We start from the raw sequence: 15203 nt of genomic DNA on the forward strand, positions 1-15203 counted from the left end.
AGACCTGATGCGGGCCAAAGGGGAATGCCGGGGCTGCTATCGCCGTGGTTTCGCCCGGAAGGGGCAACGCCCGGTTTCCGGCGCGTTGTCGTCGGGCAGCACGTACTGTTTCCATTCGCGGTTGTCGGGGTCGCCATAGAAGCCGATGTCCGGGTGCACGGGCATGCCGTCATAGGCAAGCATGCGGGCGTGTATGCGGCGCCTGACCGCGGCGCTGATCGGCTGCTGCGTGGCCGGGTCGACGAACAGCCCGCGCGGCTGGAACAGCAGGACCATGCCGTCGGCGAGCACGCGGCTGCGCCGCTGCCGGTAGGTCGGGCTGGTGCCGACGACGAACATCTGGCGCCCGCCGAACGAGAACTCCCAGAACGGATCGTCGGGATCGGCCGGCACCATCGGCGTGCCGTCATGCTCGTTCAGGTATCGGAGCAGGTCCCAGAAGCGGCGCACATAGTCCTCGTGCGCGAGCAGCTCGGCGTCGGGCTCGACGAACACGGCCAGGCTGAAGCGCCGGTATTTCTCGTCCCCTCCCAGCGCGATGAACTGCCGCATGCTGTCGAGCAGCAGGTCCGGCGAGCGCGCGCAGAACGCATAGAACATTTCCCGGTTGCGCTCCGCGGCTTGCCCGAAGAAGCAGGGATAATCGGCTGCCTCCAGCGTGGCCCGGTAACGTTCATAAGCGCGCGCCAGCCACGCCGGCGGCACGGCGAGACCCAGCGTCGCGCCGGCGAGGATGCGGCGCGTCCATTCGGCGGGCACGGCCGCCTGCGGCGGCGCGCCGGGGTCCGGGCTGGATGGGACGTGGCCGGGATCGGGACCGGGATCGGGTTTCGATGCATCCATGCAGGACTCCATTTCCAGCACATCGGGGTGGCCGGGAGCGTCAGGCGCGGTGCCGTCGCGCGAGCTTCACCATGCGCCTGAAGCCGCTGGCCTGCTGTTGCCACCAGTTGCCCGAGGCAAGCAGCGAATCCGCGCCCGGATCGCCGGTGTGGACCGCGCGGTGAGAAAAATCGGCGGTGCCGAACAGCATGTCCCACACCGGAAAGACCGTGCCGAAATTGCAGCTCCGGAAACCCGCGATCTCGGGGCAGTGATGGGCGCGGTGGAACTGCGGCGAGATCAGCAGCCGCTCGCCGAGCCAGCCATAGCCGAAGCGCGTATTGGCATGCGCCACGCTGCCGACCAGCCGGAAAGCGAGTATCACGAACGGAAACTGATGCGATGGCATGCCCAGCGCCAGCGCCACGGCGATCAGCCACGCATAGGTGATGACGTCTTCCAGCACGTGCGAGCGGTCGTCCGACCAGAACGTCATCTGCAGTTCGGCGTGGTGCAGCGAGTGGATGCCGTACCACCACGCGAACCGGTGGGACAGGCGATGCCGCCAGTAGTCCGAGAAATCCAGCACGACCAGCCCTGCGACGAAGCCGAGCACCGGCGCACCGGTGGCGGCCGAAAGCCAGCCGAGTGCCGACCAGTCCGCGATGCCGTGCGCGCTGAAGAATCCGTCCAGCAGGCCTCTCGCCGCGTCGTACTCGAAGAACGCGACCAGCGGGAAGATGACGAGACGCACCACGAAGGTGTAGGTGATATCGGCGGCCATCGGCTGGCGCTGCTGCCAGCGCACGAGCGGCCGCAGCGTCTCCAGCGGCGTGCAGACGAGATAGCTGAGAAAGACCTGGAACATGCCGAAACCGGCAAACACGGCCCACGGCCTGGCGTACGGTCCCCATTGCCGCCACCCGACCGCATCGAGCAGCGGCGCCATCGCGCCGGCGCCGGTCGAGCCGGCCATCAAGGCGGTGAGACTGATCATGGTGAAACTCCTCGCGCCGGTGCGCCGCGGGCGGCGGTCAAGCCAGCGGCGGCGCCCGGCGGCGCGCAAACATGGCGGGAACTGCGGGATCGCGCCGGTTTGCCGCGGGGCGGCCGGGCGACTGCCTGAGCGGCAAGGAAAATGAAAACGTGTTGACGCCGCCGGCGCTGCGGGCGGCGACGCTGCCGCCATGCATCTCCGCCACCGCCTTCACGATGGCAAGGCCGAGGCCGTGGTTTTCGCGGCTGGTTTCCCGCGACGGCGCGCCGCGCACGAAGCGGTCGAACAGCCGGGCCAGCTTCTCCGCCTCGATGGCCGCGCCCGGATTGGCCACCGCCACCGTCGCGAAGCCCGGCGTTTGCGCGATCGAGATGGCAACGGTGGCGCCGGGGCTGCTGTGCTCGATGGCGTTCGCCAGGAGGTTCGACAGCGCCCGCTGGAACAGCGCGACGTTGATTTCCGCGCGCGCATCGCCGCTGACCGTGCTGGCGATGCCCGCATCCTCGAACAAGGTATCGAGATAGCTCAGCAATTGCTGCGTCTCCCGGCCAAGCGAGGCCTCGACGCAGCCGGTGGCGTATTCGCCGCGATCCACGCGGGACAGGAACAGCATGTCGTTGACGATGTGCTTGAGGCGGCCGATTTCCTCCAGGTTCGATTGCAGGGTGGAGCGCAGCTCCGCCGCCGAGCGGTCGCGCGTGAGCGCCACCTCGGTCTGCCCGACGACGATGCCGATCGGCGTCCGCAACTCATGGGCCACGTCGGCATTGAAACACTCGAGCCGCTCGTAGGAGCGGTCCAGCCGCGCGAGCGCGCCGTTGAACGCCTCGGCCAGATGGCGCAGCTCGCGCGGCAGCGCATCCGTGCCGAGCCGCTTCGACCTGTCGTGCGTGCTGAGGCGGCCGGCTTCCTCCGACAGGCGAAACAGCGGACGCAGCCCCATCCTCGCCACGCTGAAGCTGAGCAAGAGCATGGTCAGCATCACCACCACCGACAGCACCGCCAGCGTCACGCGCAGCCGCTGCAGCGTCCTGATGGCGGCGGAGCCGTCGACCGCCACCGTCAGCGCCACCGCCGGGCGCTCGCCCAGCGCCGGTACCTGCGACACCGCGAACAGCATCGGATAGGCGTGGCCCGCGGGCTGGATCCAGCCGCTGCCGGCGCCGGGCGGCAAGCCGTCGCCGCCGAGGATGGCATCGCCGAAGGCAAAGCGCGGGTCGGCGCTGGCCACGTGAAGCAAGGCGCTGCCGTTCGGCGACGCGACATCGGCCAGCCGCGCGCGCACCACCTGCCATTTGGCGGCGGTCTCGACGTGGCGGACGATGGTGGCGGCGAGGTCCGACCGCGTGGCCAGCGTTTCCTTCAGGTTGGCGGTCAATTGCGCGCGCAAGGCCAGGTACAGGCCCAGCGCCACCAGCGCATACGCCGCCAGCGAGACGACGGCAAACCACACCGCGAGCCGGACCGAAAGCGAGCGGTTCATGACGGCGCGCCCTCGTGGCGGCTCTCCAGCACGTACCCCATGCCGCGCACGGTATGCAGCAGCTTGTTCTCGAACGGCCCGTCCAGCTTGGCGCGCAGCCGCTTGACGACCGACTCCACCACATTCATGTTGGCCTCGAAGTTCATGTCCCAGACGGCTTCGGTAATCAAGGTCTTCGAGACGATCTCGCCGTGGCGCTGCGCCAGCGCCGACAGCAGCATGAACTCCTTCGCGGTCAGGTCCAGCCGCACGCCGTTGCGGGTAGCCTTGCGGGCGATCAGGTCCACGGTGAGATCGTCGACCGACACCGACGCCGTATCGTGCGGCCGGCTGCGCCGCATCAGCGCGCGCATGCGCTCGACCAGCTCCATGAACGAGAACGGCTTGGTGAGATAGTCGTCCGCGCCCTGGCGCAAGCCATGCACGCGGTCGTCGACGCGCTCGCGCGCGGTCAGCATGATGACCGGCGTCTGCTTGCACCGCCGGATGGCCTGCAGCACGCCGAACCCGTCCAGGCCCGGCAGCATCACATCGAGCACGATGACGTCATAGTCGCGCTCCAGCGCAAGATCGGCGCCGGCATTGCCGTCATGGGCGTGATCGACCACCCAGCCCTGCTCCGTCAGGCCGGTGCGCAGATAGTTCACGACTTTCTGTTCGTCTTCGACGATGAGGACTTTCATGCCGGCTCCCGTTTCCCGCGCCTGCTCGCGGCCTACAACTCGCGGCCTACAAGCTTGTGACGGGAATCGGCGGCGGAAGTTTGAAAGATGTGGCGCGCGCACCCGGGCCCGCCAGCGGCTAAACGGTCACATGCCTCGATGATAGGCAGCGCGCCAGGCGCGATGCTGTCGCCAGCCTGGCAATTTTGTCAGCTTGCACGCCTTGCTGCGACGCACTTCGGCGATTGCCTTTAAGGGCACTCCTGTCTAAATGTCGATTCAGCCCAGCCGGATCGACAGTTCCACGTCCTCGCCGAACGGCACGGACAGGTAGCCGTTTGCCGGGGAGCGCACACGCGCCAGGTATTCCGGGCTGTAGTCGGCGTTGTCGGCAACGATCAGCGCGCCGGGCCGCAGGCGGCTCTCGACCAGATCGAGAACTTCGCAATAGATCGACTTGGCACCATCGAGCAGGAGCAGGTCGATCGACTCGGAAAGGCCGGATGCCAGCGTGTTCAGGGCGTCGCCTTCGCGGATTTCGACCAGGTCGTCCACTCCGCCCTCGACAAGATGCTGGCGAGCTTTGGCGACCTTCGACGGCTCGAACTCGCTGCCGATCAGGTGACCACCACCGTTGTCGCGCAGCGCGGCCGCCAGGTACAGGGTCGAGAGTCCGAACGAGGTGCCGAACTCGACGATGTTGCGCGCATTCGTGCTGCGTGCCAGTTGATACAGCAGCACGCCGGTCTCGCGCGAAACCGGCAGCCACAAGTCCCTGGCGCGGCGATAGAAGTCGAGGTATTCGGTCTTGCTGCGCATCAGGCGTTCGCGTTCCTCGCGCGGCATGCCGGCCATTGCCGGGCTGGCGGCGCGGTCGGCTTGCTCGAACAGGCGATCCAGCAAGGGCGCCAGCGGTGCATCGGTCAGTGTTGAGGTCATGGAGTCGTCCGGTCCAAGGTTGGTGAGAGGCGGGGTCTTGCAGTGAGGTGCCAGAATGCGATTAATCCCTCACGTTGATGAAATAATATGACGAATTCCTCGCGTTAGAAATTCGCATTCGGGTTCGCGTTTTCCCCTTCCCGCGCCGAGCCGAAAACTGCCGGGACTCCCTTGGAAACACTGAAGTCGAGCGGATCCAATCGAGCCCACGGAGACCGCGGGGATGTCGAGGCGTCAGGTTTTTCGTCGGGAAAAACGGAGCATCGTTGCAATGCCCGGGGAGCATCCAATCGGGCGCGCCTGGAGAAGGCGTCCCCCAGGAGGAGGTATCAGGGGATCGCCGGTGTGTGCTTGCGCCGGCGGCCGCAACGGCCGCGCGGGCCATCAACCGAGGGTTGAGCAGATGACCCGCGCAGCGCTAATATGCGAACAATCCATCGCATTGAAGGATGCGGCATACCGATCGGATTTCCGCGCACTGAGCCTTGCATCGCCACACCACCATGACCACCCGCCGCCGTCCGCAGATCACCTCGCGCAAGCGACCCCAACAGGCGCGCTCGACCGAACTGGTCGCAGCCATCCTGGAAGCCGCCGCTCAGGTTCTGGCCGGAGAAGGCGCCACCCGGTTCACCACAGCGCGCGTCGCCGAGAAAGCCGGCGTCAGCGTCGGGTCGATCTATCAGTATTTCCCCAACAAGGCATCGATCCTGTTCCGTCTTCAGGCCGATGAGTGGATGCAGACGACCCGGATGCTGCGAAACATCCTCGAAGATGCCAACACACCGCACCTGGAGCGCCTGCGTACCCTCGTGCATGCCTTCCTTCGCTCCGAGTGCGAAGAAGCCGAGGTCCGCGGCGCGCTCAATGACGCGGCTCCGCTCTATCGCGACAGCCCGGAGGCCCGCCGGGCCCGTGCCGAAGGCGATCAGATGATCGATGCCTTCATGATGGAAGCCTTGCCGCACGCGTCCGCCGCATCCCGCGAACTGGCGGGCGATCTCATTTTCACGACGCTCAGCACCGTGGGCAACAGCTTTTCCCAGACCCGGCGGACCAAGGTGGAAATCAAGGCCTATGCCGACGCGATGGCCGACATGTTCTGCGCCTATCTAAACAGCATCCAAGGTCATTCGCCTCCGCGATGAGCCTGTCAATAATCATCGGGCGCGCCCGAAGAATCGACCTTCCGGTAAAGAGCCGCTCCGGCCTGGCAGATTGACGATTGGGAGCCGCTAGACTAGAGTTTGCATTGCAACCATCTTCATGGCTTTGCCGCAGGCGTTATCGTCATCCAACGCGCCCAATACCGAGAGCGGGCCTCAGCAGAGGGAACTCGGAGCATAAGCGCTGCGGCAATGCCTCACCCTCTCTTCTCTAGGCTCCAAGCTGCGCTCGCGGATACGCTCGAGGTTCGACCATTGGCGTTCTCTTCGCGGGACTCACAGCCGGAGATATCGGGCAGTCGTAGCCTTTTCCTTGAACCACTTGGTGGAAAGGCACAACCATGAAGACGACAGGAAACACCATTCTGATTACCGGCGGCACCAGCGGCATCGGCCGCGCGCTCGCCGAAGCATTCCATGACCGCGGCAACCGCGTCATCGTCACCGGGCGACGTCAGGCCATGCTCGACGAAATCGCGGCAAGCCGCCCCGGTATCGTCGGCCTGCCGCTGGATCTCGGCGACCCGGCGTCGCTGGCCCGCCTCGCGGACGACGTTCGCGCCGGATTCCCCGGGCTCAACGTGCTCGTCGCCAATGCCGGCATCTCACGGCCTGAGGATGTCACCGCGGATCGCTGGGACGGCTCCGACGCCGAGGCGATCATCGAAACCAACATCTTGGGCGTGTTGCGCGCGACAGCGGCTTTCCTGCCGCTGTTGAAACACCAGCGGAACGCGACGATCCTTGCGACCGGCTCGGCCCTCGCATTCCTGCCCCTCGCCAGTTTCCCGACCTATTGCGCGAGCAAGGCCTTCCTGCATTCCTGGCTTACCTCGTTGCGCCATCAGCTTCGCGAAATCCCGGTGGAAGTCCTGGAGCTTTCTCCGCCCTACGTGCAAACGGAACTGACCGGCGCCCAGCAGGCTGCCGATCCTTGCGCCATGCCGATCGGCGACTACATCGCACAGGTGATGAAAATGCTGGAGCATGGCGATCACCCCCGTGGGGAGCTGTTGCTGGAGCGCGATCACGCCCGGCGCTGGGCCGAAAGAGATGGCACATACGACGCCATCTTTGCCACCATGAATCCGGCATGACGATCCACTGCCGGCGTTGCATGTCCGCGTAGTGCCGGTGCTGCGTTGCCGCCCTGGCTTTCCGCGCAACGCGGCCTTTCCCGTTTCGGGCTCAGGCGGGCTCTGCAACGCAAAGCGCGATCATGGCAGATCAATGTATATCAAGGGTATTGCATATGCCTCGGATGGATCAAACACACACTTCCTCAATGGTCTCGGATGCATGGGGATGTCTGACACCTATCCCACCTGTCTTGCCCAGCCTTATCGACTAGCCACAACGGTCTCGTACCGGAAGAGAGTCCTGCAAAGCTTGCGAAATTCTTGGCCTGCCAGCCGGAAACGTAGAGTTGGAGCGGCTTTTCGAGGAGGCAGCCGCGTCCGAGCCGCGCTTCAGGACGTTGTTTCAGAATGAAGCGAAGCGGTCCTGGTGCGGCCGCAGACAGTACAACTAGTACGGCAAGGCCGCGCAACGACGCGAGGATATTTTCGAAACGACGTCTCAATACGGAGGGTTACTCTGGATTGGCGCCAAATCTACCTCCGAAAACTTTCCGGCACCTTGACTCCCAGCACTTTCTCTGCGCACCGTTCGTCACAAGCATCGCCAGCCTTTTTCGGGACCAACACTGCGGTTTCCTTGGGATCGATGACGAAATAGGAATAGCTGTCCGGGCAAGCGCTGCCCGCGCAGGCACTACCAACTAACAGTCGATCGCCCTTACTGGTCGGAACACACGCAATGGAGTTATGGTCCGACAGTGAGTTACGCAGCGCCATCTCCTTGCCCGCCTGCCGAACAATGATCACCGCCGCGTCCAGGTCGATGCCGAACCGATCGCCGTATGTCGAAGTAACGCCCATCACACGGACCACCGCGCCGCCGCATGAGCCGGTGAAATTGGTGACTGGTTCTGCAAGCACCTGTCGCGCTCCTTCCATGGGACGGAGCGCGACAGGTGCGGCGATGGCAGACGGGCAAAGGCAGATCAACAGAAGCGCGGCAATTTTGTTCACGGAGAATTGGCAGAGGAAAGAGAATCACGCGAGTTATCAGGATTAGGGTGCACTACCGGTAGCGTGCGATCAGCGCCTGATACCGCGGATCGCTCTTCAGGGCGCCCAGTTCGCCGGAACCGTCAATCAGATCAAACTGACGGAAGCCGTGCTGGAAGCTTGCGTGAAGGCTCCGGACCGCGCCATCCGGATCGCCTTGACGCATGGCGACAACGGCACGACGATAGTCATCCATGCCATCGGGTGTCTGGGCAGCGGCGGCTGACGCCGGCGCCTTTGGGGCGAAGGCGACAGTCGGCGCTACGGGCAGCCTGGAAGGCAAAGGATCGCCTGCAAGGGGAACGGACTGACGCTGGGCTGAAACACCAGGGTTGGCGGGCGCGCCGGCGACCTGGGCCGCCTGGGCAACACGACGGTAATACACCTTTCCAACAAATGGCAGGTCCAGCGAGATGCGATTGGCATTCTCGAAATGAAACTCCAGTCCCAGGCTCATGGGTCCTTCGAGTGTAACGTCGTTGCCCTTGGCCGTAATGGCGGAGATCGGAACATCGACATCGCCACCTGGGCTCCGTACCGCATTAGGTGTGACTTCGAACTCGGGCCCCATTGGCATGCTAATGCCCTGGGCGACGAACCGCTCGGCTCGCCAGCGTCCGAGAATGCGGTTGCCGTCAGGCTCGCTGCAGGCCATCAGCAAGCCGGCGGCAAGCATCGCGGGGGCGATATGCAAGGCAATGCCCTTCCTCCCATGCTTGCCGCCACGCAGTGTGCGAGCGATGTTCGCCTGTCTCATGTCGTTTGCCTGCGGTACTGTTCTACGAGTTTGATGAAACGCGGATCCTTGCGCAGGCTATCGAGGTCGGGATCCTGGTCCATCTTGTCGAAGTAGGAAAATCCGGCCATAAAGCTCGCTTCAAATTCCTTCAGCGCGTCGTCGGTGCGGCCTTGCTTCAAGCGCAACACGGCCAGGTTGTAGGGCACCAGTGCCTGCCGGGGATCGAGATCGCGGGCGGACATGAGGCTTTTTTCGGCCTCCTCCAGCTTACCCTGGCTCATCTTCGCAATCGCAAGCTTGAGCATTTCATTGACGGCCGCCTTGTTGCTGGCCTTGTCGGCACCATCCGCATTGCCGGTCTTCAGGTCGCGTTCACCCTTGGCACGCAACGCCGCCGTTTCCGCTTCGTCCGGAGCAATACCCCCGGCCGTCGCAGCAGGTGAAGACGCCGGCGGCGATTCCGCGACCGCCACAGGTGCCGCCATGGTCTCCGACGACGCCTCGGGGTGTTCCGTCTTATGATGTCCCACGAAGTAGTAGCTACCGCCAGCAAACGCCACCACGGCCACTATAGCGCCTGCGATGACCACCTTGTTCATGCCGCCGCGCTTGCCGCCGATGGGGGCTTGCACTTGGTCCAGTAGCGTGTTGCAGCCAGGACAGTGCAGATCGTCACCCGGGGACCGTTCAAAGACCTCGCCCGCATTGGCCCGCTCGCAGTCACCCAGCGTCGGGCATTTGTATTTCGCCATAACCTTCTACTCTTGAATTTGTGTCACACGAATGAACATTGGTCGGGCCAACATTGAGCATCGAAGGCCGACCAGCAGCGCCAGGCTTTTAATCGGCCAACGGCAGGCCGGCAATCTCGAACATGGGTTCTCGCATTCCGCCAAGTGCAACCAGTTGTGGGTCCTGCTCGTCCTGATCGACTTCCAGGTAACGCGTCTTGACCATCTGCCGGTATGCGTCGCGCAGTTCGTTTTTCTTGTCGATGTGCTTGTATTCGGCCTCGAGACGCTTGGCCACCTCCTTCTCGATTGCGGCCTGCGCGTCCACTGGTTGCTCGGCTTCCAGCACGTCGTGCCAGGTCTTGCCCTGCAGCACATACACCTTGGGTAGATCCCCGGCAATATACGAGAACACCCACTCCATCAGCCCGGTGGTCCTGTTCTGGCGTTCTTTGATCATGCCAAGCAGGTGAGCCAACAGAATGTACGGCTTGCGGCGTGAGTCGGCCCGGATCTCAGCCGCCGAACGCGCAAACAACGGGGGCAGCTTGGCGCCATTGCCTTCGCCGTGCAGTAGCACGGCTTCGCGGGCATCGGTCAGCAGACCGTCGTAGTGGCGCTTGAACTCGGTCAGGGATTCGACAAAGCGCGCCGGCATAAGCGACGACACCTTGATTATCACGATCTGGTTCGACAGACTGCCTACGGTCACTTTCGTATCGGACGCCGGGTCCTTCTGCGATTCAAACAGCCCGGCCAGCTTGCTACGGAACTCCTTCTGGCCCTCGCATTCGGGCAAGAACACGCCAATGGTCTGCGTGCGTCCTTGACTGCCGCCCACATTGTTGGACACCACACGGTCGACTTCGGTCTTGTTGTAGACGAGCGTCGTGCCCGCTTCCTCATACAATTGCGAGACAAACTCCTTGAGACCGGAATCGTTGGCGTCATAACGCTTCTGGAGACGCTCCACGATATTTACGTGCAGCACCGGCGGCATCTGCCGCGCAATCTCGGCATGGGCCAATTCAACGATTCGCGCCGACTCCTGGGACAGCGTAGAAATAATGCTGCCCAACGATGTGCTCTGCAGCAGGATGTCAAAGCTGTCCACCTCGGTACCGGCCAGGTCGATAATGGACTGGCGCACGCGTTGCGTGCGCGCCATCTGAGCGGCCTCATCGACAACCAGCGCCTTCATCACGTTTGCGATGGCGGTCTCGTCGAAAATGCGCTTCTGGTAGGCCGCATCCGCGGCCTTCAGGCGACTGGCACGTTCCTTTGACACCTTGTCGGTAGCAATCACAAGGTTCTGGTGCAGGCCATCAATGGTTCCGCGTAGCGAAACAAGCTGATCCTTTACGAACGGAATCAGGCCGCAAGCGAACTTCAGGCCCTGCTGGTTCGTGTTCAGCGTGTACTGGTCCTGCAGCAATGCGCCTATATCGGCAAACAGGCCGCCGCGCTTGTCGGTCAACGCCTTGGCAAAGATGCCAACATTGTTGAACTTGGCCTCCAACTCCTTGTAGCGCGCCTGGAGGGCCTCCAGTTCACTGGGCAGCTTGGCCACTCGCGCCGACAGCAATGCCAGGCGCTCGTCCAGCATGGCAATCAGTGCGTCCATGAACTGGCGCAACTGGAACAGGGATGCATTGCCCGCCTTCCAGCGCGCGAACAAATCCCCCTCGATGTGACGGCTGATATGGCGCGCCATTTCGAGTCGGGCATTGCCCTTGATTTCGAAGAACTTCCGAACCCCGCCCATGGTGCGATATGTCTCGTCGAATACCTTCGAGAGACGGGTGTTCAGGACCGGCAACCAGTTGGTCTCTTCGATGTTCTTGTCGGCGCGAATTTCCGGCACCTGCAGGCTGATAATCTGCTTCCAGTACTCGCGCGGAGGCTTCCACGTGCTGTTCTTTGCGTCGTCTTCCAGGATGCCGACGTCGAGCATCAGATGGGCGTCGGTTAGCAAGAATGATTGAAGCACGTCTGGCTTGCGTGACTCCGAGCCCCAGTCCTTCTGCACGGCTTCATCGGCATAACCTTCGCCCTGGCGGAAGTTGTTATACATCAGTTGGCGCGTGGCCTGCTCGGCAAAACCGTATGCGAGGAATTCCTTGATTTCCTGCTCGGGCACCACCACACGTTTAATGCCGAACGACATGAACAGTTTGGCTCGTGCCTTGCCAGCGTTTTCGTCGCTTTCGAAGTTCTTGATGTCGTTCTCGCCTTTCTCGGCGCGGCCCAGACCTTCCCACTCCTTGTTCATCGTCTTCTGGAAGATGAACTCGGCTACAAGGCGCGGCACTTCCGTGTCAACATCGAACTGCACGTTGTGCTCGTTGATGTTATTGATAAGGTAGCAGCCGTTGAAGTAGATGTCGTGTTGCAGTCGGGATCCATCCAGCAGGTTGACTGGCTTGTACTTGCCCACGGCCAGCGCATTGAGTTCGGTCAGCGCAGCATAGCCATTTGCATAATAGGTCGACACGCCGGCCACATCCTTCACGCGACGAGAGTGCTTCTCCGGTAGCACTGCATAAACGATGACGCGATAGAGATCGTGGTCAGCGCACTTGTGACGGATCTGCGCGACGGCATCCACCACCGATCCACTGCCTGTGCCGCCAGCCAGACCGCACACGATATGGACCACCGCGCCTTTCTTGCTGCCTGGTGCGGACTCCAGTACCTGCAGGCGATCTTCTACAGCCTTGACGAAGCGGGGCGCATTTTGCGCGAATACCACGCGGCCCAGCTTGCGGCGCTGTGCGGCGCCGGCCGTGGTGGCATTAACAAAGTCGAACACATCGCGCGGCTCGATCCAGTCCTTCAGCCCCGGGAACGAATCAGGGTCGCTGAGCACCGGGCGCACATTACTGGCCGTGTTGATCAGGTATTGGCTGCGATCGAGTTCGATCTCCTTGCCCAGGACTTTCCATTCTTCCCTCTTGTTGATCTCGTCGTCTGACGTGTCCACATATAGGTATTCAAAACGCGCCTCGGAAGGACTGTTGCCTTGGGCGTCCTTGCTGCGCTCAATCGTCCTGCGCAGATGACGGATGATCTTGCCACCGGTCCCGCCGAGGCCGACGATCAAATGGTTATTGCTCATGGAATCCTTTCGCTCGGGTGCAACGCGGGGAAGCGTACCTGTGGCGGCCGCTCCCAGACGTCATTGGGTCGTGGGTATTGGGTTATTCGTGTACCAGCTTGATCTTCAGGAACAGGCTGGCATCGGGAGTGGTGGCCTTCTTTACGACATAGGACGCAGCTTGCAGGCCACCCGCATCAGCGTCGTCGCTGAACACGATGGCCTTGGATGCATAGAGAGCGCTTGTATCCGGCTTGGCGCAGGTAGCATCATCGATGAAAGTGATGGCCTTCGCCGCATACAGTGCCCGTTCGCTGGTGGCTTCGGGCTGCTGCGGCGCGGCGTCCCCGACGGGTGTGGCCGCTGGAGCGCTGCACTGTCCCGCCGGGGTGCCGGCGGATGCGGTATAGGTCGTCGTCACAACATCCGGCTGCATCGAACGGATGCGATCCGGCATATTGGACGGCACTGGCTGCTGCGACACATACACCAGCAGATGTTCGGTACCGGGCTCACGGTCGAACTCGAAGGCGCCCTGGCCTGGAAGGAACACCACACCCATGGCATTGATGAAGTTGTTGTGACCCGGTTGCGGATAGATCTGCGTGACCTTACCGTTGGCATCTTCATTAAACACGAAGATGTAAGCCGGCTTGTTCACCTTGACGCCCAGTTGGAAGCGCTCCCCACTCTTGAACTTGCGGCTTGCCAGGACGTCGCCGGTGCTGCCGTCCGGATTTTTAAGGCGGATGAAATAGCTGGCACCGATGTTCCTGTTGGCTGCTTTCTTGCTGACCAACTTGACCGGGGCTGCCTTCTGGGTAGAGGCAGGGGCAGCGGCCGCCGCGTTGACCGGCTTGGTCGTGGATACTGCCACGACGTCATTGTCCTCGCCGAAGAACAGGGATTTTGCGCTATAGCTTTCCTGCGCGCAGGTAGCACCACAGGCCGCAAGCAGCAGCGGCAGGGCAGCGTATTGAAGTCGCATGGTCAATCCTTGATATCCAGAAATGCATTGATGGACAAGCGCAGACCGCTCCGGATGGAGCGGCCACTCACTATTCGTAGATGCTGCTTGGGTCGCCCGCCGGCAGTGGCGGATTGAGCCGTGGGACCTGTCTCATCGGGACCGGGCCTTTATAGTCCGGCGCGGGCGGAATGCTTGCCACCTTCTGCACGGTAAAGACGCGTGCCGCCTCGAATGCCGGCTCAATGTGCCCGTCGAATTTGGTCAGATATTCGAAGAACGCCTGCGTAAAGAAGGAACCCTGCAGGCGCTTGCCAGGATCCAGGGGGCTCGGGAAGCTCCCACCCGCGGAGGGTCCCCAGGACACTTCACCATCGCTCGTGGCAGTGATGATCGTGTACCGGCTCAAATCCATTGGCGTGGCCTGTTTGGCACGGATATCCTGGCGTCGCTCCTGCTTGCCGGATCCGGCGTCGGCAGAAAAATGGATACCCTTGGACTCATATGCCTCGCCCGTCCACGCAGACATGGAAATCCCGGCACGTTCTGGAACACCGCCGTTGGCTTGGAGGATGTAGCGCGCCGAATCGCCGGGAATATCCTTCAGGATCTCGCCGCTGTAGCAGGTGTCGATGATCAGGCGGGTCTGCCTGCTGGGCATCTGAGCAACTTCCTGCAACTTTGTATCGGGAACCGCCGTGTCAAACACACTGATCACATAGTCACGGCCTTTGGCGTTGAGGTTCCCGGTGTCATAGGCAATGATCGACATTTTGCGGGCATCCTGCCGGCGCGGCGATGGTATGGGCATGCTGCCGTGACTGGATACATAGATCAGTACCGTGTCGTTCGGGCCAACCTCGTCTTTGAAGCGTTGCAAGGCGGCCTCGATATTGGCCTTGGTAGCTTGCGGCCCTAGCAGGGCGGTGACACGATAGTTGGCTTTCTCGGCTTCCAGCTTCACGCGGCGGGCGTCGTCCTCACCCAGGATCGGCTGCAGGCGCTTATCACGGAAAGTGTTGATACCAATAATTAACGCGCGCTTGGCCGGCGGTGTAGGACGATTGCGTACCGCCCGGGCATGCGCGGCCAAGGCTTGTCCTGCCTGGATTTCCCAGCGCTTCTCCTTGACATTCTCCGGATAGAACGGCGATGTCGACTTGATACCGACAACTGACTGGACGATGAAAAATGCGCGGTCGACCTCGTCCTCGTTCTGGTAACTGCCCACGAGCCGGATTCGGCCCGCGTTGTCACGCGTGACCTGCGCGTCCTGCAGCCCATTTCGCTTTAGCTCGTAGCGGACCGTCGCCACGAGGGGTTCGGGCACGCTATAGCCCTGGTAGGCGTTCTGAAAGCCATGAAGCTGGCTGGCGGCACAGCCGCCCAGCAATATCGCGCCCAGCAAGACAAGGGTGCGATGCAATGATGTCGTGCGCATAATTTTCGGTACAGGAATACACCGACG

The 15203-nt window shown here is 62.5% G+C and carries 13 protein-coding genes; 2 read left to right on the forward strand and 11 right to left on the reverse strand.

Annotated features, from left to right (window positions below; all coding sequences use genetic code 11):
• Window positions 1-36 precede the first annotated feature (36 nt).
• The 5 genes from ACKI2N_RS33280 to ACKI2N_RS33300 all read right to left on the reverse strand — a co-directional run bounded on the left by ACKI2N_RS33280 (window position 37) and on the right by ACKI2N_RS33300 (window position 4903).
• Entirely contained in the window at window positions 37-843 is an 807-nt protein-coding gene (locus tag ACKI2N_RS33280; protein ID WP_420997283.1) for a YqcI/YcgG family protein, read from the reverse strand.
• Window positions 844-883: 40 nt separating this feature from the next.
• Window positions 884-1819: a sterol desaturase family protein gene (locus ACKI2N_RS33285; protein ID WP_420997282.1), complete on the reverse strand. Its 936-nt coding sequence runs from the start codon at window positions 1817-1819 to the stop codon at window positions 884-886.
• Window positions 1820-1856: 37 nt separating this feature from the next.
• Entirely contained in the window at window positions 1857-3302 is a 1446-nt protein-coding gene (locus tag ACKI2N_RS33290; protein ID WP_420997280.1) for a heavy metal sensor histidine kinase, read from the reverse strand.
• Complete coding sequence (locus tag ACKI2N_RS33295) at window positions 3299-3985, reverse strand: heavy metal response regulator transcription factor (protein ID WP_420997278.1); 687 nt, start codon at window positions 3983-3985, stop codon at window positions 3299-3301. Before ACKI2N_RS33295 ends, ACKI2N_RS33290 begins: the two co-directional genes overlap by 4 nt.
• 258 nt (window positions 3986-4243) lie before the next feature.
• Window positions 4244-4903 (reverse strand): O-methyltransferase, encoded by a 660-nt coding sequence (locus ACKI2N_RS33300; RefSeq protein WP_420997277.1) that lies wholly within the window; start codon window positions 4901-4903, stop codon window positions 4244-4246.
• 503 nt (window positions 4904-5406) lie between these two features.
• Here ACKI2N_RS33300 and ACKI2N_RS33305 point away from each other — a divergent pair.
• Together ACKI2N_RS33305 and ACKI2N_RS33310 are read left to right on the forward strand one after the other, a co-directional pair.
• Window positions 5407-6051 carry a TetR family transcriptional regulator gene (locus tag ACKI2N_RS33305; RefSeq protein ID WP_420997276.1) on the forward strand — a complete coding sequence of 215 codons (645 nt, stop codon included), beginning with the start codon at window positions 5407-5409 and terminating at the stop codon, window positions 6049-6051.
• Between the two features lie 359 nt (window positions 6052-6410).
• On the forward strand, window positions 6411-7166 hold the full coding sequence (locus ACKI2N_RS33310) for an SDR family oxidoreductase (protein ID WP_420997275.1): 756 nt from the start codon (window positions 6411-6413) through the stop codon (window positions 7164-7166).
• A gap of 516 nt (window positions 7167-7682) precedes the next feature.
• Here the strand turns inward: ACKI2N_RS33310 and ACKI2N_RS33315 are convergent.
• From ACKI2N_RS33315 to ACKI2N_RS33340, 6 genes are all read right to left on the reverse strand, one after another.
• Window positions 7683-8162: a hypothetical protein gene (locus ACKI2N_RS33315; protein ID WP_420997273.1), complete on the reverse strand. Its 480-nt coding sequence runs from the start codon at window positions 8160-8162 to the stop codon at window positions 7683-7685.
• 52 nt (window positions 8163-8214) lie between these two features.
• A complete protein-coding gene (locus ACKI2N_RS33320; RefSeq protein ID WP_420997271.1) occupies window positions 8215-8958 on the reverse strand; it encodes a hypothetical protein in 744 nt (247 codons plus the stop codon).
• Entirely contained in the window at window positions 8955-9692 is a 738-nt protein-coding gene (locus tag ACKI2N_RS33325; RefSeq protein WP_420997270.1) for a tetratricopeptide repeat protein, read from the reverse strand. Before ACKI2N_RS33325 ends, ACKI2N_RS33320 begins: the two co-directional genes overlap by 4 nt.
• Before the next feature lie 88 nt (window positions 9693-9780).
• Window positions 9781-12789, reverse strand: a complete 3009-nt coding sequence (locus tag ACKI2N_RS33330) for a tubulin-like doman-containing protein (protein ID WP_420997269.1) — start codon at window positions 12787-12789, stop codon at window positions 9781-9783.
• A gap of 82 nt (window positions 12790-12871) precedes the next feature.
• Entirely contained in the window at window positions 12872-13756 is an 885-nt protein-coding gene (locus ACKI2N_RS33335) for a DUF4384 domain-containing protein (protein ID WP_420997267.1), read from the reverse strand.
• A 70-nt stretch (window positions 13757-13826) separates the two neighbouring features.
• Window positions 13827-15161, reverse strand: a complete 1335-nt coding sequence (locus ACKI2N_RS33340; RefSeq protein WP_420997266.1) for a caspase family protein — start codon at window positions 15159-15161, stop codon at window positions 13827-13829.
• Between the last annotated feature and the right edge of the window lie 42 nt (window positions 15162-15203).

It is taken from the genome of Cupriavidus sp. 30B13, from assembly GCF_049059565.2.
GTDB lineage: Bacteria > Pseudomonadota > Gammaproteobacteria > Burkholderiales > Burkholderiaceae > Cupriavidus.